The sequence below is a fragment of the Chryseobacterium sp. Leaf201 genome (assembly GCF_001421435.1).
Taxonomy (GTDB): domain Bacteria; phylum Bacteroidota; class Bacteroidia; order Flavobacteriales; family Weeksellaceae; genus Chryseobacterium.
On record NZ_LMKA01000001.1, the window covers coordinates 18,141 to 45,137 of the forward strand.

At 39.4% G+C, this 26,997-nt stretch carries 28 protein-coding genes and 1 pseudogene; 5 read left to right on the plus strand and 24 right to left on the minus strand.

The window, feature by feature from the left end:
- Positions 1-46: 46 nt before the first annotated feature.
- From ASE55_RS00080 to lepA, 15 genes and pseudogenes are all read right to left on the minus strand, one after another.
- Positions 47-796 carry a metallophosphoesterase gene (locus tag ASE55_RS00080; protein WP_056213806.1) on the minus strand — a complete coding sequence of 250 codons (750 nt, stop codon included), beginning with the start codon at positions 794-796 and terminating at the stop codon, positions 47-49.
- A gap of 5 nt (positions 797-801) precedes the next feature.
- Positions 802-1,344 carry an RNA 2'-phosphotransferase gene (locus ASE55_RS00085; RefSeq protein ID WP_056213808.1) on the minus strand — a complete coding sequence of 181 codons (543 nt, stop codon included), beginning with the start codon at positions 1,342-1,344 and terminating at the stop codon, positions 802-804.
- Between the two features lie 10 nt (positions 1,345-1,354).
- Complete coding sequence (locus ASE55_RS00090) at positions 1,355-2,296, minus strand: ADP-ribosylglycohydrolase family protein (RefSeq protein WP_056213811.1); 942 nt, start codon at positions 2,294-2,296, stop codon at positions 1,355-1,357.
- A complete protein-coding gene (locus tag ASE55_RS00095) occupies positions 2,296-2,982 on the minus strand; it encodes an SIR2 family NAD-dependent protein deacylase (protein WP_056213814.1) in 687 nt (228 codons plus the stop codon). The genes ASE55_RS00090 and ASE55_RS00095 overlap by 1 nt, the downstream gene beginning before the upstream one ends.
- 157 nt (positions 2,983-3,139) lie before the next feature.
- Complete coding sequence (locus tag ASE55_RS00100; protein WP_202967097.1) at positions 3,140-3,661, minus strand: O-acetyl-ADP-ribose deacetylase; 522 nt, start codon at positions 3,659-3,661, stop codon at positions 3,140-3,142.
- Between the two features lie 6 nt (positions 3,662-3,667).
- Positions 3,668-4,306, minus strand: a complete 639-nt coding sequence (locus ASE55_RS00105; RefSeq protein WP_238584957.1) for a DUF4291 domain-containing protein — start codon at positions 4,304-4,306, stop codon at positions 3,668-3,670.
- A complete protein-coding gene (locus ASE55_RS00110; RefSeq protein WP_056213820.1) occupies positions 4,293-4,913 on the minus strand; it encodes a hypothetical protein in 621 nt (206 codons plus the stop codon). The genes ASE55_RS00105 and ASE55_RS00110 overlap by 14 nt, the downstream gene beginning before the upstream one ends.
- Positions 4,910-6,142 carry a TIGR02452 family protein gene (locus tag ASE55_RS00115; protein ID WP_238584958.1) on the minus strand — a complete coding sequence of 411 codons (1,233 nt, stop codon included), beginning with the start codon at positions 6,140-6,142 and terminating at the stop codon, positions 4,910-4,912. The genes ASE55_RS00110 and ASE55_RS00115 overlap by 4 nt, the downstream gene beginning before the upstream one ends.
- Before the next feature lie 18 nt (positions 6,143-6,160).
- Positions 6,161-6,455 (minus strand): annotated as a pseudogene (locus ASE55_RS00125) (hypothetical protein).
- A gap of 11 nt (positions 6,456-6,466) precedes the next feature.
- On the minus strand, positions 6,467-7,372 hold the full coding sequence (locus ASE55_RS00130) for an NAD(+)/NADH kinase (RefSeq protein ID WP_056213826.1): 906 nt from the start codon (positions 7,370-7,372) through the stop codon (positions 6,467-6,469).
- A 51-nt stretch (positions 7,373-7,423) separates the two neighbouring features.
- Positions 7,424-8,428: an SPFH domain-containing protein gene (locus ASE55_RS00135; protein WP_056213829.1), complete on the minus strand. Its 1,005-nt coding sequence runs from the start codon at positions 8,426-8,428 to the stop codon at positions 7,424-7,426.
- Between the two features lie 79 nt (positions 8,429-8,507).
- The gene (locus ASE55_RS00140; protein WP_056213832.1) at positions 8,508-9,056 is read right to left on the minus strand and encodes a 2OG-Fe(II) oxygenase; all 549 of its coding nucleotides are present in this window, start codon (positions 9,054-9,056) and stop codon (positions 8,508-8,510) included.
- Between the two features lie 36 nt (positions 9,057-9,092).
- Positions 9,093-9,635 (minus strand): NADAR family protein, encoded by a 543-nt coding sequence (locus tag ASE55_RS00145; RefSeq protein WP_056213835.1) that lies wholly within the window; start codon positions 9,633-9,635, stop codon positions 9,093-9,095.
- Between the two features lie 109 nt (positions 9,636-9,744).
- Entirely contained in the window at positions 9,745-10,440 is a 696-nt protein-coding gene (locus ASE55_RS00150) for an NUDIX hydrolase (protein WP_056213839.1), read from the minus strand.
- Positions 10,441-10,548: 108 nt separating this feature from the next.
- A complete protein-coding gene (lepA, locus tag ASE55_RS00155) occupies positions 10,549-12,345 on the minus strand; it encodes a translation elongation factor 4 (protein ID WP_056213842.1) in 1,797 nt (598 codons plus the stop codon).
- Positions 12,346-12,775: 430 nt separating this feature from the next.
- On the opposite strand from lepA, the gene ASE55_RS00160 reads away from it, so the two are divergent.
- Complete coding sequence (locus ASE55_RS00160) at positions 12,776-15,064, plus strand: GH92 family glycosyl hydrolase (RefSeq protein WP_056213845.1); 2,289 nt, start codon at positions 12,776-12,778, stop codon at positions 15,062-15,064.
- Between the two features lie 95 nt (positions 15,065-15,159).
- On the opposite strand, the gene ASE55_RS00165 is transcribed toward ASE55_RS00160, so the two are convergent.
- The 6 genes from ASE55_RS00165 to ASE55_RS00190 form a co-directional block, all read right to left on the minus strand.
- Positions 15,160-16,158, minus strand: coding sequence for a hypothetical protein (locus tag ASE55_RS00165; protein ID WP_056213847.1), 999 nt, complete (start codon positions 16,156-16,158; stop codon positions 15,160-15,162).
- A gap of 32 nt (positions 16,159-16,190) precedes the next feature.
- On the minus strand, positions 16,191-17,222 hold the full coding sequence (locus ASE55_RS00170; protein ID WP_056213850.1) for a hypothetical protein: 1,032 nt from the start codon (positions 17,220-17,222) through the stop codon (positions 16,191-16,193).
- A 72-nt stretch (positions 17,223-17,294) separates the two neighbouring features.
- The gene (locus ASE55_RS00175) at positions 17,295-18,317 is read right to left on the minus strand and encodes a hypothetical protein (protein ID WP_128414465.1); all 1,023 of its coding nucleotides are present in this window, start codon (positions 18,315-18,317) and stop codon (positions 17,295-17,297) included.
- A 96-nt stretch (positions 18,318-18,413) separates the two neighbouring features.
- Positions 18,414-18,923: a hypothetical protein gene (locus ASE55_RS00180; RefSeq protein ID WP_056214569.1), complete on the minus strand. Its 510-nt coding sequence runs from the start codon at positions 18,921-18,923 to the stop codon at positions 18,414-18,416.
- Positions 18,924-18,930: 7 nt separating this feature from the next.
- A complete protein-coding gene (locus ASE55_RS00185; protein ID WP_056213856.1) occupies positions 18,931-19,473 on the minus strand; it encodes a hypothetical protein in 543 nt (180 codons plus the stop codon).
- A gap of 17 nt (positions 19,474-19,490) precedes the next feature.
- On the minus strand, positions 19,491-20,042 hold the full coding sequence (locus tag ASE55_RS00190) for an RNA polymerase sigma factor (RefSeq protein ID WP_056213859.1): 552 nt from the start codon (positions 20,040-20,042) through the stop codon (positions 19,491-19,493).
- A 349-nt stretch (positions 20,043-20,391) separates the two neighbouring features.
- Between ASE55_RS00190 and ASE55_RS00195 the strand changes: the two genes are divergently transcribed.
- The 4 genes from ASE55_RS00195 to ASE55_RS00210 all read left to right on the plus strand — a co-directional run bounded on the left by ASE55_RS00195 (position 20,392) and on the right by ASE55_RS00210 (position 24,909).
- The gene (locus tag ASE55_RS00195) at positions 20,392-21,141 is read left to right on the plus strand and encodes a Rossmann-like and DUF2520 domain-containing protein (protein WP_056213861.1); all 750 of its coding nucleotides are present in this window, start codon (positions 20,392-20,394) and stop codon (positions 21,139-21,141) included.
- Positions 21,131-21,649 (plus strand): KdsC family phosphatase, encoded by a 519-nt coding sequence (locus ASE55_RS00200; protein ID WP_056213866.1) that lies wholly within the window; start codon positions 21,131-21,133, stop codon positions 21,647-21,649. Before ASE55_RS00195 ends, ASE55_RS00200 begins: the two co-directional genes overlap by 11 nt.
- A 10-nt stretch (positions 21,650-21,659) precedes the next feature.
- A complete protein-coding gene (locus ASE55_RS00205; protein ID WP_056213868.1) occupies positions 21,660-22,214 on the plus strand; it encodes a Maf family protein in 555 nt (184 codons plus the stop codon).
- A gap of 85 nt (positions 22,215-22,299) precedes the next feature.
- Complete coding sequence (locus ASE55_RS00210) at positions 22,300-24,909, plus strand: tetratricopeptide repeat protein (RefSeq protein WP_056213871.1); 2,610 nt, start codon at positions 22,300-22,302, stop codon at positions 24,907-24,909.
- A 66-nt stretch (positions 24,910-24,975) separates the two neighbouring features.
- Here ASE55_RS00210 and tsaB read toward each other — a convergent pair whose 3' ends face one another.
- From tsaB to ASE55_RS00225, 3 genes are all read right to left on the minus strand, one after another.
- Entirely contained in the window at positions 24,976-25,662 is a 687-nt protein-coding gene (gene tsaB / locus ASE55_RS00215) for a tRNA (adenosine(37)-N6)-threonylcarbamoyltransferase complex dimerization subunit type 1 TsaB (RefSeq protein WP_056213874.1), read from the minus strand.
- Positions 25,663-25,748: 86 nt separating this feature from the next.
- Positions 25,749-26,498 (minus strand): SDR family NAD(P)-dependent oxidoreductase, encoded by a 750-nt coding sequence (locus tag ASE55_RS00220; RefSeq protein ID WP_056213877.1) that lies wholly within the window; start codon positions 26,496-26,498, stop codon positions 25,749-25,751.
- A 94-nt stretch (positions 26,499-26,592) separates the two neighbouring features.
- A complete protein-coding gene (locus ASE55_RS00225; RefSeq protein ID WP_056213880.1) occupies positions 26,593-26,964 on the minus strand; it encodes a YraN family protein in 372 nt (123 codons plus the stop codon).
- Positions 26,965-26,997 lie beyond the last annotated feature (33 nt).

Genomic DNA, 26,997 nt, shown 5'->3' on the forward strand with positions numbered 1-26,997 from the left:
GTAAACGGATCTGTTGTTCCAGTGCAGTGTAAAAGTGGTATACTAATTATTTCAGTTTAACAATGTCTTTATTTCTCCCTTTTTCATCAGGGTATAAAGCTGGAAGCGGATCGCTCTGCCAGAACTCCTTGGTATCGGTATCCATGACCGTAAGAGGCCCTGTAAATGCGGCTCCTGTATCTAAATTCCAGATATTGGCCTTGTGAACCGGTTTGGTACTCCCCAGATATAAGGTCGGTGTATGGCCGATGAATATTTCACTGTACAGAAGCAGGCGTTTCGGATAGAGCGCTGAGTTTTTAGATAATTTCCCGTCCATAGCGATGGCTGTTTCCCAGAGGGTTCTGTCCCACCGGTAGCCACTGCTGTACATTTCTTTTTCCGGACCATTCACAGAGGAATATCCCGCATGGATAAACAGGCGGTTGTATTTATCCACGTAATAGTTTTTCAGGTTCTGAAAGAATTCAAGATGCTTGTCCAGATCTTCAAGATCATAATCCGAATAGCTGCTAACCGTACTTTTTCCGCCGTTGGAAAGCCATACGTTTTCGCTTGTTCCGAAACACAGCCAGTCCTCACACCAGGCATCGTGGTTTCCTTTGATGAAAATACATTGCTGCCTGCCGGAAAGTTCCATTAAAAACTGAATAACCCGGGACGATCCGCTCCATCCATCCACGTAATCCCCAAGGAAAATCAGAGTATCATTTTCAGTCACCTCCGCTCTTTCCAGAACCTGTGTCAGTGCTTTAAAGCCTCCGTGAATATCCCCTATTGCCAATGTTCTGCCCATATCATCTATTCCATAATATATTTAGGATCTACAAAGTCCGTCAGCCAGACTTCATTTTCTGATAAATAAAATTTTATTCCGTCCTCAAACATTTTTCCTGTGCTTATGGTAAGTATTACCGGCTTTCCGTGGCGCATTCCAACGCTGGTGGCGGTTTCCCTGTCGCTGCTTAAATGAACGTGCTGCCGGCTTCTTTTTTCAATGCCTTTTTCTAAAATGGAAACTGCATTATTTTCGGATGTTCCATGATAAAGAAATTCCGGCGGTTTTTGTTCAATTAAGGCTAAATTTATATTAATCGAATGCCCCTGGCTGGCTCTTATTTTTGTTTTATCTTCATTAAAAGCAAATCTTTTTTTACTGTTCGTCTGTACGATTTCATCAAGCTCTTCAAAAGTAAAACCCTGAGAATCATTTTTGGATTTTGTAATCAGCTCTTCAACGTCTGCCCAGCCGTGTCCATCCAGATTCAAATCAATGAGTTTGGGATGATGCCTGAGAACGTAGCTCAGGAATTTGCTTGTTTTTTTCTTTCGCTCTTCATTCATGATTGTGCTTTTATTTCATTAATTTATTCTCCAATTTAATACATACGTTTTCAATATCCTCTTTCCTCACCAGCTCAGCCACCCATTCTTCAGGGATATTTTCAAAACCGTAATAAATTCCGGCAAGTCCGCCTGTAATGGCTCCGGTGGTATCGGTATCTTCTCCTAAATTGACGGCTTTCAAAACCGCTTCAGCATAACTTTCAGAATTTAGAAAACACCATAATGAGGCTTCAAGAGTGTGGAGGACATAGCCACTGCTTTTAATTTCATCTTCAGAATATATTGAAATATCATTTTTTAAAATTCTTTCAAAAAGTATAATTTCATTGGGATTGAAACCTTGATTTTGCGCAAATTCCAAAGCTGTTTCTCTTATATAACTGTATGCTTCTGTTTTATCTTTTCCTTTAATCAGTTCAACAGCAAAAATTACGTAGATGAAACATGCAAAAACAGAACGGAAATGACCATGCGTGATGGATGAAACTTCTTTTACTGTCCGGTATAATTTTTCAATATCTTCCTCATCTTTAAGATAAAAAGCTAAAGGAAGGATTCTCATCAGAGAACCATTCCCATTATCTTCTTCAAAAATATTTCCTGAAAATTTTGCACTTTCACCTTTAATCAATCTTGCAATAGAATGTCTTGTTGTTCCGCCGATATCAAAAAGCTTTCCGTGAGCTGTCCAGTGTCCATATTTATTCCATTTCACAAAACTTTGCCCGATTTTTTCCAGATCATAGCCTTTCGTTAATTCATCGGCAAGGCAAAGCGTTAATGAGCTGTCGTCACTCCATGTACCTTTTGGCTGATTCCAAGACATGTATTCCAGCATTTTTGTAACCGGAGCTTTTTTCAGGTCTTCTCTTTTTTTGAATTCCACCGGCACGCCCAAGGCATCACCGATACATACGCCAAAGATTCCGGCTTTTACTGCGTTGTCCATTATGCGAGATTTACCAGTTTATCAAACAGTAATTTCATTCCTTTTGTTGCGGTTTCTTTCATTACAACTGCTCTCTGGCCATAACCGAAGCCGGTTTCATTCGGGTTGATGACGATGAGAAGACAGTCATCTTTGATATCATGAATCAGTCCTGCCGCCGGGTACACCTGCAGTGAAGTTCCAATCACCATAAAAATATCGGCTTCCTTAGCCTGTTTTGCGGCTTCTTTCATCAACGGAACTTCTTCCCCGAACCATACGATAAAAGGCCGCAATTGCGCTCCGTCTTCTGCTTTCTCCCCGATCTTAATATCCTCTTTCTGATCGTAAATCAGGTTTTTATTGTTACAGGAACATGACTTGAACAGTTCCCCGTGAAGGTGAAGAATATTTGAAGATCCCGCTCTTTCGTGCAGGTCATCAATATTCTGGGTGATGATGTGTACCTCGAAATATTTTTCCAGCTCTGCAAGCAATCGGTGGGCATCGTTCGGCTCCACTTCATGAAGCTGCCGCCGTCTCTGGTTATAAAACTCCAGTACCAGGGCTCTGTCTTTCCGCCATCCTTCCGGACTGGCTACATCTGTTACATTATGATTTTCCCAGAGCCCATTTCCGTCTCTGAAGGTTTGTATTCCGCTTTCGGCGCTTATTCCGGCACCTGTTAATATGGTTAGTTTTTTCATTGGTCTTTAATTTAAGAATTAATTTTTAACGCAAAATCCGCAAAGTTTTTAAGACTAATTATTTTAAGACTTGCAAAACGAAGTTTTATCGATTCTGACAGGTTAATAATAAATTGAGGAAGGCGTTTCACTCATCAAAGAGATCAATATTACATTGTTATTCATTACTGGTTTTCAATACGTTTTTATAAATTTCTTCATTTTCATCATCAAAACAGACAAAAATAACTTTTTGTATGACATCTGATTTGAAGTTTTTTATCTCATCAACAGCAATTTTCCCGGCCAGTTGCTTTGGAAACCTGTAAACTCCTGTACTGATATTGGGGAAAGCAATTGTATTGATCCCAAGGCTTTCAGCCAGTATTAAAGAGTTTTTATAGCAATCTGCCAATAATGCTGAACATTTCTCTTGATCACCATTCCAAACCGGGCCCACCGTGTGAATCACATATTTTGCCGGAAGATTTCCTGCCGTCGTTACCACAGCTTCTCCGGTGTTGCATTTCCCCTGTTTATTTCTGATTTCCCTGCATTCTTCCAGAATCTGCGGGCCTCCTGCCCGATGGATCGCACCATCAACACCACCTCCGCCAAGTAAGGATGAATTGGCTGCATTCACGATTGCATCTGCTTTTATTTTGGTGATGTCACCTTTGATCAATTCAATGTTCATCATTTATTTTTAGTTTAAATTTAATTTCCTGTTTAAACATTCATCATCAAAAAGCAACGGTTTTTCTTCAGGCAGCATCAGAGAATCCGGATCATTATTCAGTACAAACTGATGCTGTTCTTTTACAAAATCTGAAATATCATGAATTGAAATAATATCTTCCCGAGCAAAAGATGTAATGAAATCATTTCTCAAACCTATCTGAACTGCTTTTCTTTCTAATTTTCTTCCGGAAGGATCATGATCCGGATCCCATTGCAACCTTACAGAAGATTCTTTTACCTGATGCTTCCATTCCTCCCCGGAAATTTCCAATCTGCTGCTGTATGAAGAATAAACGGCATTTTCCAGATATTTTTTAAAGGCTTCCATTTTTAAATGAATTGCCAGAACATATTCCTGATCCTCCTTTGTTCCCCATCCGTTCCGGTACATCATCCAAAGAAAGTTCGGTTTGATCCAGGTCATTCTTTCCAGACTGAAGGCCCCGCCAAAATATTGATTTTTAACGGCAAATTCGCCAATCTCTTTCCGGTAAGACTGATAGACAATGATTTTCTCATCATCATACTGAGCCATGATATGATGCCCTTGCTGTGGCCAATCCTGTAGCTGCTCTTTATATTTTTTAAGTTTAAATTCCTTCATAATATTCATCCCATTCTTTTTTATCGAGCGCCTTATAATCTTCTAAAGGAAAGTTATATTTTTCAACCAGAAGATTTATATCAAACTCTTGTGTTTGGGGAAACAGTAAATAACTGATTATTTTATCTAGTCTTCCAACAAGCGTGTCAATATCTTTTATACTTTCAATAATAAAAGTTTTAGAAACCCTTTCTTCGACAGAGGGGGCGCCCATGATTCGCATACCTCCAAAAAAGCCTTCTAATATTTCAATATAACTTCTTCTAAATTGAATGATCCTGCTGACAATTTCTTTAAGATTACTGCTTTTGATGTCCTCTGTCTTATAAAAGTTTTCAATTCCAGAGTTTACTGTATCAATAACTTCTTCTGAGAATCGGTAATCTTTAAAATCAGCAATAAACTCCAGATTGTAAAAATCTCTGATATCTTTTATCGGGATGTTCAAACATGCGAAATATGCAAAAACCCTTTTATATCTCACCTGTATAGATGGCAGTAACCTTTCCGGGTACTGAATATAATAATCTGTATTTTCTAATAGATGCCTTAATTTTAAAAGTAGTTCTAAAATTTCTACAGTGGCTTCTTCTCTTGTAACTTTCATTGTATTTCTTCAAAAGGTTTTATCATTTCCTCTTTCTTCGTCAAAACTGCAAAAACCACCCTTTTAAATTTATTTTTATAGTTCCCTTGAAGGTGTTTCTTGAATAATTCAGCAATTTCTTTTGGATCATTTTTAAAAACTCCACATCCCCAAGCTCCTAAAATCAATGTTTCGTTTCCTTGATGTAAAGCTAAAGACAGCATTTTATCAATTCTCACATCCATTGCTCCGAAAATCTCACTCACTCTTTCCGGTTCCTGGCGTTTTACCACACCTGCATTTACTGCCGGAGAAGTAATGAAATTGCACAGAACAGGTTTTGCCAGAAGTTCTCCTTTGTCTTTCCTGAAAACCGGAACTTTCGGGCTATAAATCATTGTATCGGTGTAGAAGCAGGACTCCATTGCCCGATGGGTTTCATAATATGTCCAGCCTTTAAGCAATGATTCGTACAATCCTGAAGTCCTTGCCAGGCTTTCTTCCTGTGCTTCCGCGCCATTAATAAAACCACCGCCCGGATTTTTTGCTGATGCGAAATTCAGACACATTAATTTTTCCTGATTTTCTTCTTCGGCTAATTTTAAAATTGCTTTTAATGAACTGCAGTTCCAAGTTTCAAATGTTGTTTCAAAATCGGCTTTCGGAAGTTCATTTTTCTTCATTTCCGAAAGTTCTTCAGATGAAAACAATACGGTTTCTTTTTTAGAGATTTCCAGTTCGTTTTCTATATTTATTTTTTCGTTGTTTTCGTTTATATAATATTTCTTGGCTAAGATGTCTAATGTATCTTTTGCCATTCCTTTATTTGTCATTGTTAACTTTTTAATGTTTAATAATAAATTTTCGATCTCAGTATCGGAAGGCTTTTTAAATTCTTTCCCTATGAATACTTTAACCACTTCAATACTTCCCACAATGGCCTGATTGAAAGCTTCCAGCTCTTCTGAAGGAACCCAGAGTTCATTATGATTCCTTGCTCCGACATTCTGCACCTGGTATTTATCTGTTTCATCTTTCAATACTTCAAATCTGGTTACAAAACCGAGATAATTTCCTGCTTCATCACGGGTGTTCCATTTTTCAGCAATTTCGGAAGCATAGTCTTCATCCAGAACGGGATAGAAAATAGGCTGCCACTCCAGTCTCGGAGGAAATTTTCTGTAATGGCCTGCAATAATAAGCATCATTTCCTTTTCGCCTACCGGCCTGTATAGTGTTATTGTTTTCATGGTTTAATTTTATTTTATTTATTCAAAATCATAAACATATACTTCCACATTATTGCTTAATAATGTCCTTTCGATAATAGGCTCGATTTCTTCCCACTTTCCTCCTGCCAAACCGCAGCCGATCCTTGGCATATGAATACCTGCATTCAGACCATTTTCTGTATTCACTTTCCGGTTTTTTCCACCTTTTCGAAATGGCTAAAACGAAACCTTTTCCCCAGCCTCCGATATTATTGCAAATATGAGTAATGATTTTATTTCCTTCAACCTGAGGGTTTGTTGCATCACCTTTTAAATATGTAATCGTTTTCATGGTTATTATTTTTATATTACCAAAACCGCTTCCTCTTCGGAAAGCTTTATTTCTGCTGTGGCACCGCTGTTGAACTGCAGGAAGTCCTGTTCAATTCCGTCACTAAATATAAAACCATTATTCGGCATTAACGATTCTATGACCAGCGTGCTGCCTTTTTTCAGCATACCGCCGCAGATTCCAGTTTGTGTCCGGATGCTTTTGAAAGGTTCCCTTACCGCAAAATACAGGTCATCTTCATTCAGCTCCGGATATCCGGGATTGGTGATGCCTGAAATTCCGGACACCATATTAAAAATGGAACTTAGCCAGCCTGTACTTCCCGTCTTTGTAGAGACAATAATCCCGCTGGAAGAGTGGGTTTCTTCTTTTCCGTTCAGCGTGATCCTGTACCTTGCCGAAGCATGAGAGGAAATCCCGATGAACAGGTCATTTACCGCTAATAGTTTTTGTCCGTCATTAAGTACAGCTTCAGCAAACCGCATCCTCTTTGAACTAAAATTTTCGTTGACAACAGAATACACTCCTTTCATAAAGTTTTTTACGGTGAAGGGGAGCAGGACACCATCATACCTTTTTTCATCAGGATTGATGGCGATTATCGGGATATGCCTGGAATATTTGGCAACATTGGCCACCAATCCGTCCTGCCCGACGACAACAATCAGGTTATTATCAGAAAAAATATAGGAAGGCACAAACTCTCTTTCAACCACTTTATTTTTAATCACTTTGGAAAGTCCGGTCTGAATTTCAAGAAACGAACGGCAGAACTGTTCATGTTCATCAATGTATTCCTGGAAATTCCCTCCTGAACTTTCAATATAAAACCGAGCCTGCGCTTTGGTATTGAAGCGTTCGGTAAGAGATTCAAGCCTGGTTTTGTTTTTAATGATAATGGCATATTCTATTTTCATGACTCTTCTTTTTAATTCAACGACCCATTGTTTCCGGCCTCTTTTTTCTCCTTAGTGTTTCAGAATAGTTTCCAAAAGGTCAGGGCTGATGTTAAGGTTGCCTATTTTCCCTGCATTTTCAGCCAGTTCCCTGAAGGCTAAGGCGATGTTGTTTTTTGCATCCTGTTTTCCGCTTAAAGCATTCAGTATTTTCCAGTCGATTTCTTTATACGGTTTAAGAGACGTTTCCAGAATATATCCCTGGGTTTCTGCTTCCTTCCTGTCATTTTCCGTTTTCTGTTCAATCAGCTGTTTTCTTTGGCTTTCAACAGAGATATCGGCAACAATTTTCATTTCCCGGAGGATCCTGTTGTTTTCTTCCTGCTGCACTTCGGTCTCCATCCTTTTTTCTTCAATCTGCTTTTGCTTTTCCTCTACGGCAATTTCGGTATTCAGTTCGGATTCCTTGATTTTCCTTTCCTGTTCCACAGCAAAATTCCTTCTTTCATAAATGGCTTCGTCAGCCTGCTGCTGGAGCTTTTCCCTTGTTTCGGTTTCCAGCGCCCTTGCCATTTCAGGAGTGGTCTGAACCGCCAGGATATTGGCTCCCATAATTTCGATGCCCATGGTTTTTACGGCTTCCGAAGCCATCAGCCCTTCCAGAATGTTGGCTTCGATCTGCTTTGCAGAACGGATGGCATCTTTTAAACTCAGCTCATGGATAAAAGAAGAGGTGGAAGTCTGTGCCAGGTTGATGATCCTCTGGTTCAGCTTTTCCATATCATTTTTCTTATATACCCCTGCCTCATTTACGGTAAAGTCCAGCGTATTGGAAAGTGCCTTCGGATCAGTAATTTTATAGCTGATCTGTCCCTGGATTTTTACTGTCTGATAATCCAGCGTGTTTTCATTAAAAATAAACGGCAGGTCATTGCTCCCCATCGGAATCGCAACAATGGAAGAATCCGGCGCGAAGTAAAAGAAAGACAAGCCTCTTCCTTCTTTGACGATTTTCCCGTTGCTGAAATGAATCACGTAGGTCATTGAATCGAATTTGATGTGTCTGAAACCGAACATAGCTTTAGGTTTTAAGTTACTATTTGTGTTATATTTACGCTAATTGAAAATGACATAATTTTACCTGTATTTAAACAGATTATACTCTACTGTACATTACGTCTGTTCTCAATACGTACTTTAATCCGCTGATCAGCGTTTTTCCTTCGTGTCTTAACGGATGGTAGAAAACCAATGCAGATCCTTTCTTCGGAGCTACTGTGAACAGGTTTTCAAATTCTGTTTCCCCGCCTTCAAAATCATCGTTCAAATAGATCATAAAGGTATAAAAACTCTTCTCATATTCATTTCTGATATAACTTCCGTCACGGTGCATCTTAAATCTCTGTCCCGGAGAATATTTATAAATCCTGAACATTTCATTGAAATCCAGAATCCTGTAATCTTCGTGCTGCTGCGGAAGAAATTCAGATGCTTTTCTGAAAAGTGTTTCCGCTAAGTTTGCATCAAAAACTATCAGCCTCTCATTATCCCGGACCCCTTTATTCATCAGCTGCCGGCCGTGCATATTGATTTTGGCTTCCTCAAAAACCTGCCCATGTGTCAATTCAATGTAATGATCACATTCCTGAGGCGTAAGAAAATCTTCGATCAGAAAGATTTGTGGGTGCAGTTCTGTCTTTTCCATACTGAATAATTGTGTGTTTGGTTATGTATTGTGCTTCTATCCTTTCAATTCATCCCTGACTTCCATTAATGCAAATCCTAAAAGATTCTCACCATTCCACTGCAATGGGTTTTCTGCTCTTGGATCTGTCTCAGGCATCCCGATTCCCCAAACGGTATCATACGGACTGGCTTCTACCAAAATCTTATCCTCCGTTGACAGAAGAAATGTTTTCAAAGACTGATGCTGTGAGAACTTCAGAAGGTTTCCCTGCTTTACAATTTGATATTTGTGCCTGTCCCAAAGCTGAGGATCAAAATTCTTAACTTTTCTTCCCAGGCTTTTTACCTGATTGGGAGATTCCGCATGTATGATTTCCTTTAAAGTTTCATGATCATCAAACAATTCTGCTTTTCCTGCCATCATGTAATGTTCTGCAGTTTTGTAAATAGTTCCATTTTCTTCAAACGCCGCCGGGAACCACTGGCTGAAGCAGGCTTTTGTCACCTCATCCTTTACGGTATGTCCCCAAAAGAAAAGAAACGGCAGTTTTTCTCTGTTTCGGAACCGTTCAATAATATCCTGTAGTATATATTTCACATTGCGTTATTTTTACACAAATTTAAAAGAATATATTTTTATCAGCCAAATCTATTTGTGTTTATTTTACGCTAATAAAATTAAAGTATTGATTTTCAGTAGTAAAAATTTATTTGATCTCGAAGTAGAAACCGGCTTCTTCAAGCTCTTTATATTTATCCTGATTGAAGGTGAACAGTTTTCCGGGTCTCCCGCTGCCTTCTTTTTTAACATTTGCCGTCTCATTCAGAAGCCCGTAACTCATGATTTTCTTACGGAAATTCCGGCGGTCGATTTCCTGTCCGATGATGGTTTTGTAAAGGTTTTCCAGGTCTGAAAACGGAAATTCCTCATTAAGGAGGTTAAAGCCGATCGGCTGGTACTGGATTTTTGTGCGGAGCCTTTTCAGGGCAATATCAATAATAGACTGGTGATCAAAAGCCAGCTTGGGAAGCTGATTGACACTGAACCACTGGGCATCATCAGCATCTGAATCGGCAAACAGTTCGTGATAGGAAGGATTCACAAGGCCCAGGTACGCTACGGAAACCACACGGTTCCGCGGATCCCGGCCCACATTGCCAAAGGTATACAGCTGCTCCAGAAAATCGGGTTTTATGCCGGCTTCTTCATGCAGTTCTCTTTTTACGGCATCATCCAGGTTTTCATCATCCAGAACCAGGCCTCCAGGAAGGGCCCATCCTCCTTTGAAAGGATCAATTTTCCTTTTGATCAGCAGGATCTGTAAATCCTTTTTATCAAAATATCCGAAAATTACGGCATCTACCGCTACTTTTATATCCTGTAATTTCTTTGAAGGCTTCATTGTCTTAATTTGCGTTGTGAATACACAAAATTACGACTTAGATTCTGTTTAAAAAATAATTAGGATCATAAACATAAAAAAACCGCTTCAGTGAAGCGGTTTATATTTTTAATCATTCAGCTTTAATACAGCCATGAATGCCGATTGAGGGACTTCTACCCTACCAATCTGCTTCATTTTCTTTTTACCTTCTTTCTGCTTTTCCAAAAGTTTACGTTTTCTGGAAATATCTCCTCCGTAACATTTTGCGGTAACGTCTTTTCTTAATGCCTTGATGGTTTCCCTGGCGATTACTTTGGCCCCCAGTGCTGCCTGAACTGCAATATCAAACTGCTGTCTCGGGATCAGCTCACGGAGCTTTTCACACATTTTCTTACCGATATAATAGGCATTGCTGTCGTGGATCAGTGAAGATAATGCATCTACCATATCCCCATTAATCAGGATATCCATTTTTACCAGTTTGGAAGAACGCATCCCGATCGGTGAATAATCAAATGAGGCATATCCTTTGGAGATTGATTTAAGGCGGTCATAAAAGTCGAAGACCACTTCTGCCAGAGGCATATTGAATGTTAATTCTACCCTGTCTGCCGTTAAATAACTCTGGTTGACAATCTCACCTCTTTTCTCGATACAAAGCGTCATTACGGCACCTACGAAATCAGATTTGGTAATAATAGATGCTTTAATGTAAGGCTCTTCCACTCTGTCTAAAAGATTCGGGTCAATCATTTCAGATGGGTTGTTGATCAAAATTGTGGTGTCAGGCTCTCTTTTTGAATATCCGTGGTATGAAACGTTGGGCACCGTGGTAATAACATTCATATTAAACTCCCTGTCAAGACGTTCCTGCACAATTTCCATGTGAAGCATTCCCAGGAATCCGCAACGGAACCCAAAACCGAGGGCAGCAGAACTTTCCGGCTCAAAAACAAGGGAAGCATCATTTAGCCTCAGCTTTTCCAGAGAGAACCTCAGCTCTTCGAAATCTTCAGAATCAATCGGGTAAATCCCGGCGAAAACCATCGGCTTCACTTCTTCAAATCCGTCAATTGCTTCGGTAGCTGGGTTTTCAAATGAAGTAATGGTATCTCCTACTTTTACTTCTCTCGCATCCTTAATCCCGGAAATAATGTAGCCTACATCTCCGCATTCAATCTTCTTTTTCGGAACCTGCTTTAATTTAAGCGTACCTACTTCATCTGCCCCGTATTCTTTTCCTGTTGCGAAGAATTTAATCTTTTCGTTTTTAGAAATACTTCCGTTTACCACTTTAAAATAAGCTTCAATTCCTCTGAAAGGGTTATAGACCGAGTCAAAGATCAGAGCCTGTAACGGACCGTCGGGATTTCCTACCGGAGCCGGAATCCTGTTTACAATCTGCTCTAACAGATCATGAACGCCCTCTCCTGTTTTACCGGAAACCCTGAGCACATCTTCCGGTTTGCATCCTAAAAGACCAACGATTTCGTCGGTAACTTCTTCCGGATTTGCAGAAGGAAGATCGATTTTATTAAGAATCGGAATAATTTCCAGATCGTTTTCCAATGCCAGATATAAATTACTGATGGTTTGCGCCTGAATGCTCTGTGCCGCATCTACAATAAGAAGCGCGCCTTCACAGGCTGCAATGGAACGGGAAACCTCGTAAGAGAAATCTACGTGTCCCGGGGTATCAATCAGGTTTAGGATATATTTTTCTCCTTTGTATTCATAATCCATCTGGATCGCATGGGATTTGATGGTAATCCCGCGTTCTTTTTCCAGATCCATATCATCCAGTGTCTGAGACTGCAGTTCTCTTTGGGTTACCGTATTGGTATATTCCAACAGGCGGTCTGCCAAAGTACTTTTACCGTGGTCAATATGGGCGATTATGCAAAAATTTCGTATGTTTTTCATTTAAGAACCTTGTAATTGGCAAAGATAAGAAAATGCAAGAGAATTTCTGATTCTTATTTTATCGGGTAAAAATTAAATTCAGAAGCTGTTTCCCGCTATCCACTTTTACGCCTCGCGCCGGAGCTTAACCCATCCTTGCTGTGGGGTAACCGTTTCTATTGCGGCCAGGGGTGCGGCAGTACAAAGTGAATTGTGAGTTTTATATAATTGACAATTGATTATTCACTTGCGAAGCAAAATTCACTTGTTAAAACCACCCCGTCAAAAATTCTAAAGAATTTTCTCCAGAGGAGGGGAATTCTTATTGTTAAAGTTATTCAGAATGACAGATTGTATATTTTGGGAAATCAAAGTACACTTCTATTCTAAATAAAATTTTTAACTTTTCACATTGAAAAACTTTACAGAAAGCCAAAATCTACTTTTACGTATGAAAAAAGTTCTTTTACTCCTTCTAATCATATCACTGACTCACCTGAAGTCGCAGTGGGTGGAAAAAGCACCGGAAAATCCTGAAGAATTTGTCAACCCGTTAATCGGTACCCTTTCGAAGCCTTCCCTCTCCAATGGGAATACATATCCTGCCGTTGCGGTTCCTCACGGGATGAATCTCTGGACACCACAAACCGGAAAGAACGGAAACGGTTGGCAATATACGTATGATACCGATAAAATCCGCGGGATCAAACAAACGCACCAGCCTTCTCCCTGGATGAATGATTACGGCATGTTTTCCATTATGCCGGTAACAGGAAAAATGCGGTTCAGTGAAGATGAACGGGCAAGCTGGTTTTCCCATAAATCCGAGGTTTCAAAACCTTATTATTATAGTGTTTACCTGGCCGACCATAATATAACAGCGGAAATTACCCCGACTGAAAGAGCGGCCCAGATGCGCCTGACCTATCCTGATTCTCCTGATTCCTGGTTTGTTGTTGATGCATTTGATAAAGGTTCGGGCATTACCATTATCCCGTCCCAGAATAAAATCACGGGCTATTCAACAAAATATTCCCGTGGAAAGCTGGTGGGCTTTAAGAATTATTTTGTGATTTATGCTGATAAGCCTTTCAAGAAATATTCCACCTGGAAAGACAAAGACTTTGTGAAAGATGCGTTGGAAATTACCGGAGATCACTGCGGGGCTGTTGTCGGCTTTGCCACTGAGAAAGGTGAAAAAGTGAATTTAAGAATTGCTTCTTCTTTCATCAGCCCGGAACAGGCAGAATTAAATTTACAGCGGGAACTGAATAAAGATTCATTTGATGATACATTTAAAAAAGCAAAAGCAGCATGGAATGAAAAATTAAAACGGGTTGAAGTGGCAGGCGGCACCATTGACCAGATGCGGACTTTTTATTCCTGCCTGTACAGAATGCTTTGCTTCCCGCATAAAATGTATGAGATAAACAAAACCGGAGAAGTCGTCCATTACAGCCCGTATTCAGGTAAAACAGAGGCGGGATACCGCTTTGCAGGAACCGGTTTCTGGGATACGTTCAGGGCGCTCTATCCTTTCCTTAACTTGGTTTATCCGGACATCAATGTCGAAATGCAGAAAGGCTTAATCAATGATTACAAAGAAGGTGGCTGGCTGCCGGAATGGTCAAGCCCCTCCTATTCTGATATTATGATCGGAAACAATTCTGCTTCTGTAGTAGCCGATGCCTATCTTAAGGGCCTGCGGGGCTATGATATTGAAACACTGTACCAGGCATTGCTTCACGGAGCCAATAATGAAGGCCCTCAGGCAACGGGACGGCTGGGAATTGAATATTATAAAAAGCTGGGTTACGTTCCTTATGATGTGAAAATCAATGAAAATGCTGCGCGCACATTGGAATATGCTTACGATGATTTCGCGATTGCCCAATTGGGGAAAGCACTCGGAAAACCCGAATCTGAATGGAAAGAATATTACAGACGTTCCCAAAATTTCCAGAAAGTTATTGATCCGGAAGCAAAATTAGCCCGTGGAAGAAATCAGGACGGGAGTTTTCAGGCACCATTCAATCCTTTTAAATGGGGCGATGCATTTACGGAAGGAAATTCCTGGCATTATACATGGTCGGTTTTCCAGGATATTGAAGGCTTGGCAAAGCTCATGGGCGGAAGAAAAGAGTTTTCAAAAAAACTGGATCAGATTTTTGAACTGCCTCCTGTTTTTGATAACAGCTATTACGGCTCCACCATTCATGAAATCCAGGAAATGGTGAATGCAGACATGGGACAGTACGCGCACGGAAACCAGCCGGCACAGCATATCATTTATCTGTACAATTATTCGGGAGAACCATGGAAAACGCAGTATTGGGTCCGCGAAACGATGAACCGCCTGTATCAGCCTACTCCGGACGGATATTGTGGTGATGAAGACAACGGGCAGACTTCTGCATGGTATATTTTTTCTGCACTGGGTTTTTACCCGGTTACGCCGGCAACAGACCAGTATGTTCTGGGAGCACCTTTGTTTAAAAAAGCAATCCTTCATCTGGAAAACGGTAAAAAAATTGAGATTAAAGCTGAGAATAACAGCAGCGAAAACCGTTATGTAAAAGCACTGAAGCTGAACGGAAAAGCCTACTCTAAAAACTGGTTGAGCCATTCTGAATTAATGAAAGGAGGAATCTTAAAATTTGATATGGATAATAAGCCTGATAAAAACCGGAGAACTGATGAAAAGGATTTTCCTTATTCCTATTCTACGGATAAAAAATAAAATACAAGAGAGACAAAAATGTCTCTCTTGTATTTTCTATCATTCAGATTACTACAATTCCGGAATATGTTAAAATAGTAAATTATGATCTGATTTTAAAAAGTATATTCTCCTGTAAGCGGATCAATATAAATATTAGACAGTTCAGCATTGGAACTTCTTCTGGCGGATCCTGAAGAATCAATAGCGGCACCGATAAGTGCACCAACCATTCCTCCCATCATCGCTCCGATCATTACTCCATTGTTGTTTTGCGGCGGGAATAATTCTAATCTTGAAGACACCACATAATATCCTTTTCCGTCTTTTTCCATCTCCAGAAATCCTGCCGGTGTCAGGCGATATGCTTTTCCGTCTTCTACATATCCGAATATTTCTTCTCCTGAAACCATAAGGTTCTCCCTGTTCTTAATACCTGTCACCCTGCCTTTCTTATTTTTATCTACATAATATCCTTCCTGAGGTTTCTGTAAAGAAAACGACCTGAAGTCCGTATAAACTCCTGCAGTAAGTTCGGCTGCATTCAGATATTTAATATTTTTACTTACAATGGGTTCATAATTAGCAAGTTCAGCTTCAGGTACCGGCGTACTTAAAGCAATATGGGAATAGGAATCATTGATTAAAGTAGAAAAAATGGCTGAAACTGTAGAAGAAACGGCTTTGGGAATATTAGGCGTAACCTTGGAATTGAAATCCAGTGTATTGTTGTACCGGTTAATAAAATAATATTTCCCGTTCCTGTTGATAAAACTGCTGATCTTTACTTTCGCTTTTACCATCCCTGTCTCTTTGAAATCATTAATGGTAATTTCTTCCAGCAATAAGGCAATGTCATTATTTCCCCTGGTTTTATTATCCGCTGCAAACCAGGATTCGATATAATTTTTTACATCTTCATTGGTAAATTTTATCTGGACAGGCTCTTCTTTATAGGTTACTGTCCCCAGATTTTTGTCTGTCCTGTTATCAATTACCGTAAGCGATTTCGTCCGTGAGAATTTATCTTTGATATTCTGGTTCAACTTGATAAGCTCCACTTTCTGTGCAGCCATTGATGCTGAAAGCAGTAAAAAGAAAATAATTTTTTTCATTAATAATTTTTAAATTTTATAAAACTCTGAATTTATTTCTCAAAAACGTATGCTCCCGATAAAGCATCAATGTAAATGTTCATTTCTGTCGGAGACCTGTAGCCGAATCCGTTTACGTTGCCTTTATTAAGTTCAGAATGAATTATTCCTCCTACCAGAGCTCCGATACCACCCGCTGCAATGGCTCCGATAATAATGCCGTCAGAAGTATTGCTGTTGCTTAACAGTTTTTTCCTGGAAGAAACAATGTAGAATCCTTTTGCATCTTTATGCATTTCAGCAAAGCCTGAAGGTGTAACCCTGTATGCTTTTCCGCTGTCAACATAACAATACATATCAGATAATGCTGCAGACTGCCCTTCTGTATTTTTTATTCCCGTTACATTCCCTTTTTTATCTTTATCTGCAAAGTAGCCTGTATCGGGTTCCTGATAATAAAAATGCCTGAAGCTTTTATAAACACCATCCTTCAGCTCCAAGTTGAATGCACTGTAATTCTTTTTAAGATAGTTATCATAATTGCGGATTTCATTTTCAGGAATAGAATTACCGGAAACAGAAGATAAATAAGAAGTCTTAATGAACTCAGTAATAATATCCGAGATCTGCAGGGCAAGATAATTGGGTGCACTCACAGTCCTTTTAGGATCAGAAACGATTACATTATCAAAACGGTTGATAAAATAGTACCGGTCGTTTCTTTTAATAAAGCTGGAAATTTTCAATCTGGCTTTCGCATAAGGATGTTTCTCCCCTTCATCCTGTTCATTGTATATCTTTAAGTCTTCAAGCATCAGGACAATATCGTTGCTCCCCCTGTCTTTATTATCCCTGTTAAACCAGTTTTCAATATGATCCTTTAAATTTTCATTGGCCAGTTTCACTTCTATCGGTTGCCCTTTTGGTGAAAGGATGCCAATTTCCCCGGTTTCCCTGGTATCGATTAAAGTCAGCGATTTTGTGAGTCCCCTTTTATCTTTAATGTTCTGGTCTAAATTAATATAATCTACCTTCTGTGCAACCAGCGAAAGCGAAAACATTAAAAAGAAAATAATATTTCTCATCGTTAAAATTTCCCGCAAAATTAAGCATTAGTTTTAAATTAGGAGACTGCCAGAAACGCCCGGCCTTAACAATTATCTGGATTTGCTGAAACCTTCAGGTAAAATATACTCGCCGGTAAGCGCGTCGATTCCTATCCGGTAATATTTTGCATTCTGTCTGCGGATTTTTGCTGCGGTAATATCTATCACGGCTGCCACCAGGCCTCCGATTGCACCTGCATTTGATGTACCTGCAATGAGAAGTGTATTGTCAGGAGGAAAAATCTCTTCTGCTGATGCTGTTATAAAATACCCTTCATTGTCCTTTTCAAGTTCTATCAGGGTTGTCGGGGTCCTTTTATAGGCAATCCCATTATCCACTACGGCGAAAATGTCTCTTTTAAAATTATCATAACCGTCAGTTCTTTTTACCCCTTTAATCCTGCCTTCTGTATTCTTTCTTACCACAAGTTCTTTATCCGGTTTCTGTTCTGCAAATGATTTGTAATCTGTATAAACACCATCTGTAAAAGACCCGCTGTAAGCCGGCAGCCTTTCTGATATTATTTTTTCATAGTTTTCAAGCTCTGTTTCAGAAATGGGAACATTCAGCCCTTTTTCGTCATAAGAATCCTTAACTATGTTGGCAATCTGCGCTGAGATTCCTGCAGCCATTACTCTGGTGACGTAAGCATGGTTTTTCGGCTCATAATCTTTTGAAACCTTTGATTTTTTTAAAAAATAATATTTATTGTTTCTCTTTAAAAAAGTAGCCATCTTCATTTCCAGATGTGCCATAACTGTTCTTTCGGTCGGGATATCAATCGCTTTTAAATCTTCCAGCATAAGAAAATATTCAGTGCTCCCCTGCTCTTTATTATCTGCTGAAAACCATTCTGCAAATAATTTTCCGAGATCCTCACTTTCAAATTTCAGTTCATACGGTTCTTTTCTGTGAGAGACTGTTCCTATATTTTTATCTTCTCTCAAATCAATTAATGTAAGGGATTTAGCCAGATGGTTTCTGTCTTTTATACTGTTTCTAAGTTCTATGAGCTGAGTTTTCTGTGCAGATGCAAAAGCTGAAAATAAAACCAGGAAGAAGATCTTTTTCATATCTTTTAATTTCCTCAAAACTAAGCATTAGTTTTAAAATTAAACGACCCTTACAAATAAATTGTAAGGGTCGTCCAACATTAAAAAAATAAACTATTATGGGTTTTGCCTCTGTTTCGCAGCGTTATCATTTCCGCGGGGTTTTCTTTCATTCATTTTCTCTCTCATCATCCCCTCAGACTGAAACAGCTTCAAGACCTTCTGGCAAGGAATAATCTGCTGCATCTTATCAGCATATTTTTTTCTATTATCTAACAGCTTCTGCCCTACTTCAAAACTCTGCTGCAGCTTGGCTTTCGCCTCTTCATCAGACATTGTTTCCGCATCGAAATTGGAGTTAAACTGGCTTTTAATCTGCTTCTGGCTTTCCAGATATTCATTATAGATATCCGTAAATTCCTTTTTATCGCTCGGATCTAAATTCAGATTGTCCATCACCATATTATTCCTGAACTCGTTAAGAAGTGCTTTCCTTTCTTCGGGAGAAAGATTATTAATCACTTCCTTTCTCTGTTTAGGATTCATTTTCTTCCAGTCATAATCCGTTTTCTGGGCATTCAGACCAAAAGCATACATTATAAAAAGCGTAAATAATATCTTTTTCATCATCCTATTAATTATATAAATCCAAATAAACATCCTGTGTGGAATTACTTGCCAATTCTGAAATTTCAGAATTTGTGAAGGAATCCAGGAAGGCATTCATCTGAGCTTCATTTTCTTTTGACACAGGCTTTGCCGTCCGGGCTTTTGTACCTGTTGAGGCCTTTTCTGTTTTATTTTCTTTTGCTAAAGACCTTTTACTCTGTCCGCTTTCATTTGTTTGATTATTACTTTCTACAGAAGTTAAATCAGATTTCAATGTTTCGTAAGCGATCTGGCTTTCTGTTTTCTTTTCCGTATTATCGGCAACATAAGCGGTTTTGGTGCCTTTAGAACCTTCTGATGTTTCATTATAGGAATTGAAAACAAAAGTCGCTCCAAAAATCAATGCCAGTGATGCCGCTGCGGCATATGCCCAGTTCAGTTTGATTATCGGCGCTTTTTTATTGGCCTTCACATCATTCATTACTTTCTCCTGAATGTTTTCAAACATATAATCAGGCATCCGGTAAATGTTTTTGCGCTCCAGTTTTTCTATATCAAAATCTTTCATTTCCTTTTTTTCAAAAATTACCTTTCGAAATTTTCTTTAATATGTTCTTCTATTTTTTGTTTGGCATAATGATAATTTGTCTTCAGGGTGCCTACAGACATATCTACAATTTTAGATATTTCTTCATAAGGCAGGTCATCATAATACCGCATCATAAATACCAGTTTCTGCTTTTCCGGCAGGCTTTGTATGGCGTTCTGTAGTAAGATCTGTATCTCTTCTGCATCTCCTTCCGTGTTATCCGCGACCAGGTTCTGCATGTAATATTCCGGGTCTTCATCTGTTTTCTGCATCCTTTTCAGCTTATTGATCTGCTGTAATGCCTCGTTGGTTGCAATCCTGTACAGCCAGGTGTACAGCTGACTGTCATTCTTAAACTGATGAAAATTCTGATAAGCTTTAATGAAGGTTTCCTGCAAAGTATCCTGAGCAAGATCCCCATCCACAATAATCCGTCTTATGTGCCAATACAATCTGCTTTGATAAGCATCCATCAGAGCGCGGACTCCTTTTTCCTGAGTCCGTGGGTTTTGCATCAACGAAATAATTTCCGCGTCCTTAATCTTCATAAGATGCTTTCATTGTTTTGGATTACAAAAATTATTGAAAGTTAAATGAGATATTCAACTTTTAGTCCAATAGATGAGCTAAATATAAGAAATATCCTGTTCTTCCTCACATTACTCCACTCAAAATAACTAAAAATAAATCACCGGATTAGGTTCATTACCGGCATTTGCTTAAAAATCAAAGCTTAACCCATATTGAATTAAGATAAAAACCATAATTTAAATTTCTTCTTTTTATTAGGTTAGAAATTATATACTGCCATACACCTATCATCTCAGACAAACAACTTTCATATTCTGCTTCGTTAACTTCTTTCTGAAACTGAAGCGAAAACCTTATCTTTGTTCCATGCAAACTGTAATCATCGGTTCCGGAAATGTCGCATATCATCTGGCTAAAGCTTTTGTACTCAACGCTGTTCCTGTAGCCCAGATTTTCGGCAGGAATGAACAGGAACTGGAAAAAATTTCCGGGGAACTGCGGATCCCTTGTTCAACTAAAAAACTCAGTGACGCAGACTTATATATTATCTGCGTCAGTGATCATTCCGTGAGAGATGTTTCCCGGCTCATTACTAAAAAAAACTGTCTTGTGGCACACACTTCAGGTTCTCTCCCAACAGATATTTTAGCAGGGGAGTACAGGAAATCGAGCCTGTATCCGTTACAGACTTTTTCAAAATTAAAAAAGCTGGATTACCAGCATATTCCATTTTTTATTGAGGCTGAAAACAGAGAGGATATGAAGATTTTATCTGATCTTGCTTCTGCAATTTCTGAAAATGTGATGGAAAGTACGTATGAAAAAAGAAAATACATCCATCTGACTGCAGTTTTTGCCTGTAATTTTGTGAACCACCTTTTCTCAAGGGCAAAAGAAATTTCAGATTCCCAGGAGATCCCGTTTGATTATTTTTTACCGCTGATTGGTGAAACCGTCCGGAAAATTTATGAAATTGAACCGAAATCTGCACAAACCGGTCCAGCCGTAAGAAACGATAAAAGGATTCTGGAAATGCATGAGCAGTTACTGAAGGATGAAAGCCTAGAGATTTATAAAACAATGAATCATTCTATTCAAAAAATGTATGAGCTATAAAGAGAAACTAAAAAATATAAAAGCATTTGTATTTGATGTAGACGGTGTTTTTACCGACGGAAGCGTTTACCTTCTTCCCGGAGGAAATATGTGCCGGGTAATGAATGTGCTGGATGGCTATGCTGTAGTGAAGGCTTTGAAAAACAATTACCTGATCGGGGTTATTACCGGAGGAAATGATGACATGGTAAAACACAGGATCAATTATCTGGGAATTGAGGACTATTATCCTAAATCTCCTGATAAGATGATTGATTTCGAAGATTTTAAAGCGAAATACAATCTTGCCAATGAAGAGATTTTAACGATGGGCGATGATATTCCGGATCTTCATATCATGAAACATTCTGCAGTTGCAGCCTGCCCGGAAAATGCCGTTCCTGAAATCAAGGAAATTGCCACCTATATTTCACCAAAAAAGGGGGGAAGCGGGGCCGTACGCGATGTTATCGAACAGGTGATGAAAGTGCAGGGAAACTGGCATGATGACAATACACAATCAGTATAATTATTTGAAAATGAAATTATTGTTAGCCTCACAGTCTCCCAGGAGAAAAGAGCTGTTATCCAGTTTAGGGTTTGAGTTTGAAGTGGTGAAAATTGATTGTGAAGAGATTGTTCCCGCGCATATTACAGCAGGGGAGTCTGCAGCTTATCTCTCTGAATTGAAATCAAAAGCCTTCCGGGAACTGGAAGGAGACGAAGTCCTGTTAACGGCAGATACCGTGGTAGCGATTGATAATCAATTTCTCGGGAAACCGAAGGATGAAGAGGATGCCAGGAACATACTGAAGCTGCTTTCCGGAAAAACCCATCAGGTCTATACGGGGATTACCATTAAAACATTAAATCACAGCATTACGCAGACTGATGTGGCGGATGTAGAATTCAGCACCATTACAGATGATGAAATTCAATATTACATCGAGCATTACCGGCCTTTTGATAAGGCGGGAAGCTACGGGATCCAGGAATGGCTCGGAATGGCAAAAATCAGTAAAATAAACGGAAGTTTTTATACCATTATGGGGCTTCCGACCCATTTGGTTTACAAAATTCTGAAAGAAATATAATCAGTTTCCCTGTAAAATTTTATTATTTTTACAAAATCATCAAACTGCTTATAATAAAAAGTATATTAGCGAGTTATATTAAATAATGAAAAAGAATATCTTATTCCTTCTGATACTCTGTATTGTTGCTTCCTGTTCTACCAGAACCAAGAAGCCGGAGCAGCGATCTAAGTTCATGAAAGGGTTTACTACATACTACAATACTTTATTTAATGCCAAAGATGCATTGAATAATGAATTTGAAACCCGGGACAAAGCACATAAGGACAATTTTTATGCGCCTTTTATCCCTATTCTTACCTATGAAGACCAGCCTTTGGGAAGTGACCTGGGACAGTCTTCAGCTTTTGCAGAAAACTCCATGAAAATGGCGGAAGTCAACAGGCCGCAGCAAAGCAGCAACGGCAGAGGCGGGATGCCCGGAATGCCTTCAGGAATGCCCGGAAACCCAGCCATGTCCGGTGGCCTGGGCGGCGGTACAGGAACAGACCCGAACCAAATGGACCAGAAAGGAGCTACAACCCTGGAAATCGCAGAAGCAAAAGCATTAAAGGCTATCAATAAATATTCTGTGATCAAACACGGTGAAGAACGGAACAAACAAATTTTTGATGCGTACATGATCCTTGCGCAGGCCAGGATTTACAGAGGCAAGTCTCTGGAGGCCTTGGATGCCCTGAACTATGTCTTTACCCATATGAAGGATGACAAAAGAATCCCTCTGGCAAAAATTTATCAGGGTTTAGCCTATGCCCAGATTAAAAATTACCATAAAGCACATGAAGTTTTTTCGAAATTAAAAAGCGAAAAAATCAGCAAACAATATGAAAAGCTGTTGAGCATCTATTATTCTGAATCCCTTCTGGATGCAGGAAAGAAAGAAGAGGCCGTACGGGAGCTGGATAATGCTTTTGAACTCAACAGCAACAGAAAGCTGAAAAGCCGGATTGCTTACCTGAGAGGGCAGGTTTTGGAAAACCTCAACCAAAATGAGAAAGCAAGGGAAAGCTTTATGGCTGCCTACAAATATGCCAATGATTTTGAATTTGAGGTAAAATCCCAGATTGAAATTGCCAAAACGTTCAACGGAAACGGAGATTACAGCGGAGCACGGAAATACCTTGAAGACATCAGTACCAAGGGGACATACGGTTCCAGAAAGAATGAATTTTATTATGCGTTAGGACTTATGGCCAATAAAGCCGGTAAAAAGGACGAAGCCCAGGAATATTTCAGGAAATCCCTGGCAGAAAAAGTTTCAGACGGACAGATCCGCGGACTGGCATATTATGAAATCGGGAAAGGATATTTAGATAAAAATGATTATATCGGAGCGGGAGCATATTATGATTCTGCTTTAGCGGTGATGACTTATGAACCTTCAAAGGTTCTTTTGGCAGACCAGTCCGTTTATATTAAAAAGATCTCTAAAAATTATTACATGATCAAGAAAAATGACAGTATTCTGAATCTGGCTAAAATGTCGCCGGAACAGAAAACCGATTTTTTCTCAAAATATATTGCTAAAATAAAAGTAAAGGAAGAGAAAGAAGAACTGGAAAGAAGACGAGCGGAACGAAGCAAAGGATTTGACGGGGGAGATTACAATGCCGCTTCAATTTTCGCCAACAGTTCAAATGCTTTCGAAGATTTCGGAGTCTCCAACAGAGGGTTTTATTTTTCCAATACAGGAACGGTTTCAAAAGGGTCGCAGACCTTTAAACAGACCTGGGGAGAAAGGGCCCTGGTTGATAACTGGCGTTCATCAAAGAAAATGGCTACGATTGAGGATATGAAAAATGATGCTCTGGGAACTACGGCAGCACCGAACCCAAGACGTTTCGAGCCTGCTTTCTATATTGAACAGATCCCGACGGATCTTGCCAAGCTGGACCAGTTGAAAAAGGATAGGGATACTGCTTCATTAGGATTAGGGGTGATGTATCAGAATTATTTCACGAATACGCCTTTAGCCACAAAGACCCTGTATGACCTGGTGGATGTAAAGCCTGAAGAAAAAGTAATGCTGCAGGCACTGTATGAAATTTTTGCCATGAATTACCTTAAAAATCCCCAGGTTGCCGAAAGAGCCAAGCAGATTTTACTGAAAGACTATCCTTATACTTCCTACGCAGAATTTGCAAGAAACCCGAAGAGTAGTACGTTTGTAAAATCTTCAGAAGACGTAGAAACACAGTATAAACAGGCATTTTCCTTGTATGAATCCGAGAAATTCGGGGAGAGCAAAGACATTATTGAACAGACCATTCAGAAATATCCGAAAGATGCACTGGTTCCGAAGCTGTATTTGTTGAATGCGTTCAATTCCGGAAAATCGAGTGGGAAAGAAGTGATGATCCTTCAGCTGGAACAGATTGCTTTAAATTATTCCAAAACTCCTGAAGGAGAAAAAGCTAAGGAAATGCTGAATTACCTGAAAACGGACCTCTCATTTCAGGCAACAGACAATAAAGGAAATTCATTACCCAAGAACCCCGGAGCCATGAGCAGTAATGTTCCGGGTCAGCAGTTCAATGCTACAGGAGTTCCCCAAAACCAGGGAAATATGCAGATGAGCAATCCTCAAACAATCCAGCCTACAGATGGAAACAATAATACACAGAGAAGGAGACAAAACAAGAATCAGCAAATGCAGCCTGCAGATATGAATTCGGTTCCTGCAAAACCACAATAAACAAAAAGCGAAGAATTAAATTCTTCGCTTTTTTTATGATATCAATTCAATTGCTTATCTATTTTATTATGTCAGATCCTGGGATTTCTTTTTCTTTACACCGTGAAAATCCTTGAGGTAAAACGGTTCAAAATAGGCGATATCTTCAAATGCTTTGTCCCTGATTTTCTCCATGGTTTTTTTGACCAGATACTGTGCGGAAGGGTAGATGCCTGCATTAAATTCAGCATTTGGGAGCTGCAGGATTTCTTTTGCTTTCAGGGCGCCGTCTCCTACAAATATGATCTTTCTGTCTTTAAATTCAGTGAAAGAGGTTTCATCTAAAATTTTTGCTTCCGTACCAGAAACGTCATCACCTGTTTTTCCGTCATAAATGGCGGTATAAACCTCCATTCTCCTGGCATCGATCAAAGGGATAATTAAATCATAGTTCTGCCCTAAAAAAGGCTCTATCATGCTTTCCAGTGAATTTACTGCAATTAAAGGAACTTTCAGTCCGTAACAGAAGCCTTTTGCTGATGATGAACCGATCCTTAAACCTGTATAGGAACCTGGACCTTTTCCTAAAGAGACTGCTTCAATATCCTGTATTGAAATTCCGGCACCTTCAAGGGCCCATTCTACAAAAGTATGGAGGCTTTCCGACTGTTTATAGTTTTCAGAAACTTCTTCGGTAAGGCACAGCAGCTTTTCATCATCAGAAATGGCTACCGAACAGTTTTTTGAAGAGGTTTCAAGATATAATATTTTCATTTTTTAATGTAAAATTTAACTGTACTGCAATTTATCAATAAATAAAATGATGAGTTATGCTGCAAATTTAAGCCATTATTTTGAGACTACTTCCTGTAAATGGTCCTCGGCTCTGCCTGTGCAGTAGGGTAGATGGTCATATCAGAAATGCAGACATGCTTCGGTGCATTGATACAGTAAGCTATTGAATCTGCAATATCTTCCGCTTTTAAAGGCTCATAGCCTGCGTAGACCGTTGCCGCCCTTTCTGTATCTCCTTTGAATCTTACTACGGAAAAGTCGGTTTCCACAGCACCGGGCTGGATATTGGTTACCTTAACTCCGAATTCGGTAAGCTCAAGTCTCATGCCTTCAGATATAACATCAACTGCTTTTTTAGTTGCACAGTACACCACGCCGTTTGCATAGGTCTGCCTTGCTGCTACGGAACTGATGTTGATAATATGTCCCGAATTTCTTTCCTTCATTCCCGGAATAACCATTTTAGAAACGTACAGCAGCCCTTTGACATTACCGTCAATCATCGAATCCCAATCATCTGTTTTACCGGCAGAAAGAGGATCCAGGCCGTGGGCATTCCCTGCATTGTTAATCAGCACATCAATATCCTTCCATTCCTGAGGAAGAGAACTGAAGGCTGCTTCCACCTCATCCAGGTTCCTTACATCGAATTTCAAACTAAATATTTCGGTATTTAAGGAAAGTTCTGCCTTTAATGATTCCAGAACTTCATCTCTTCTTCCGCAAATAATCATTCTGTTTCCCTGTTTTACCAGAAGCTGAGCGGTAGATTTTCCTATTCCGGATGTAGCACCGGTAATTACTATTGTTTTCATAAAATTTTAATGTTTAAATATACCACCTGATAGGTAATCAGTAAAACAGCCATTGGTAACTGTTAAACTGATGTATTGTTATTGTTACCTCATTTTAGTTGGCATCGAATGCTTCAAAAGCACCAACAATATGTTCAATGACTAGTTTTTTTCTCTCATCGGGAAGAACGGTAATTACATCAAACCTTACTTCCTGATGTTTATTAAACTCTTCCATATAATAATTAGCTGCCGATACAATTGATCTGATCTTTGTTTTGGTCACTGCTTCCTGTGGCAGCATAAAGGCATCTGTGGACCGTGCTTTTACTTCCACAATAATGATCTGGTTATCTGCTTCAGCAATGATGTCTATTTCCGCTTTCTGAAACCGGAAGTTTCTGACCAGGATTTTATAGCCTTTTTTCTGTAAAAATTCTACCGCCAAATCTTCTGCTTTTTTGCCGAAATCGTTGTGTGTGGCCATACTTGAATTTAAGTTATAGGATTAATCTTCCTG

Bases quoted from the DNA above. Each gene is read 5' to 3' on its own strand.
- ASE55_RS00080 (WP_056213806.1), bottom strand. From the start codon at position 796: ATGGGCAGAACATTGGCAATAGGGGATATTCACGGAGGCTTTAAAGCA.
- ASE55_RS00085 (WP_056213808.1), bottom strand. From the start codon at position 1,344: ATGAATGAAGAGCGAAAGAAAAAAACAAGCAAATTCCTGAGCTACGTT.
- ASE55_RS00090 (WP_056213811.1), bottom strand. From the start codon at position 2,296: ATGGACAACGCAGTAAAAGCCGGAATCTTTGGCGTATGTATCGGTGAT.
- ASE55_RS00095 (WP_056213814.1), bottom strand. From the start codon at position 2,982: ATGAAAAAACTAACCATATTAACAGGTGCCGGAATAAGCGCCGAAAGC.
- ASE55_RS00100 (WP_202967097.1), bottom strand. From the start codon at position 3,661: ATGATGAACATTGAATTGATCAAAGGTGACATCACCAAAATAAAAGCA.
- ASE55_RS00105 (WP_238584957.1), bottom strand. From the start codon at position 4,306: ATGAAGGAATTTAAACTTAAAAAATATAAAGAGCAGCTACAGGATTGG.
- ASE55_RS00110 (WP_056213820.1), bottom strand. From the start codon at position 4,913: ATGAAAGTTACAAGAGAAGAAGCCACTGTAGAAATTTTAGAACTACTT.
- ASE55_RS00115 (WP_238584958.1), bottom strand. From the start codon at position 6,142: ATGAAAACAATAACACTATACAGGCCGGTAGGCGAAAAGGAAATGATG.
- ASE55_RS00130 (WP_056213826.1), bottom strand. From the start codon at position 7,372: ATGAAAATAGAATATGCCATTATCATTAAAAACAAAACCAGGCTTGAA.
- ASE55_RS00135 (WP_056213829.1), bottom strand. From the start codon at position 8,428: ATGTTCGGTTTCAGACACATCAAATTCGATTCAATGACCTACGTGATT.
- ASE55_RS00140 (WP_056213832.1), bottom strand. From the start codon at position 9,056: ATGGAAAAGACAGAACTGCACCCACAAATCTTTCTGATCGAAGATTTT.
- ASE55_RS00150 (WP_056213839.1), bottom strand. From the start codon at position 10,440: ATGAAGCCTTCAAAGAAATTACAGGATATAAAAGTAGCGGTAGATGCC.
- lepA (WP_056213842.1), bottom strand. From the start codon at position 12,345: ATGAAAAACATACGAAATTTTTGCATAATCGCCCATATTGACCACGGT.
- ASE55_RS00160 (WP_056213845.1), top strand. From the start codon at position 12,776: ATGAAAAAAGTTCTTTTACTCCTTCTAATCATATCACTGACTCACCTG.
- ASE55_RS00165 (WP_056213847.1), bottom strand. From the start codon at position 16,158: ATGAAAAAAATTATTTTCTTTTTACTGCTTTCAGCATCAATGGCTGCA.
- ASE55_RS00170 (WP_056213850.1), bottom strand. From the start codon at position 17,222: ATGAGAAATATTATTTTCTTTTTAATGTTTTCGCTTTCGCTGGTTGCA.
- ASE55_RS00175 (WP_128414465.1), bottom strand. From the start codon at position 18,317: ATGAAAAAGATCTTCTTCCTGGTTTTATTTTCAGCTTTTGCATCTGCA.
- ASE55_RS00180 (WP_056214569.1), bottom strand. From the start codon at position 18,923: ATGAAAAAGATATTATTTACGCTTTTTATAATGTATGCTTTTGGTCTG.
- ASE55_RS00185 (WP_056213856.1), bottom strand. From the start codon at position 19,473: ATGAAAGATTTTGATATAGAAAAACTGGAGCGCAAAAACATTTACCGG.
- ASE55_RS00190 (WP_056213859.1), bottom strand. From the start codon at position 20,042: ATGAAGATTAAGGACGCGGAAATTATTTCGTTGATGCAAAACCCACGG.
- ASE55_RS00195 (WP_056213861.1), top strand. From the start codon at position 20,392: ATGCAAACTGTAATCATCGGTTCCGGAAATGTCGCATATCATCTGGCT.
- ASE55_RS00200 (WP_056213866.1), top strand. From the start codon at position 21,131: ATGAGCTATAAAGAGAAACTAAAAAATATAAAAGCATTTGTATTTGAT.
- ASE55_RS00205 (WP_056213868.1), top strand. From the start codon at position 21,660: ATGAAATTATTGTTAGCCTCACAGTCTCCCAGGAGAAAAGAGCTGTTA.
- ASE55_RS00210 (WP_056213871.1), top strand. From the start codon at position 22,300: ATGAAAAAGAATATCTTATTCCTTCTGATACTCTGTATTGTTGCTTCC.
- tsaB (WP_056213874.1), bottom strand. From the start codon at position 25,662: ATGAAAATATTATATCTTGAAACCTCTTCAAAAAACTGTTCGGTAGCC.
- ASE55_RS00220 (WP_056213877.1), bottom strand. From the start codon at position 26,498: ATGAAAACAATAGTAATTACCGGTGCTACATCCGGAATAGGAAAATCT.
- ASE55_RS00225 (WP_056213880.1), bottom strand. From the start codon at position 26,964: ATGGCCACACACAACGATTTCGGCAAAAAAGCAGAAGATTTGGCGGTA.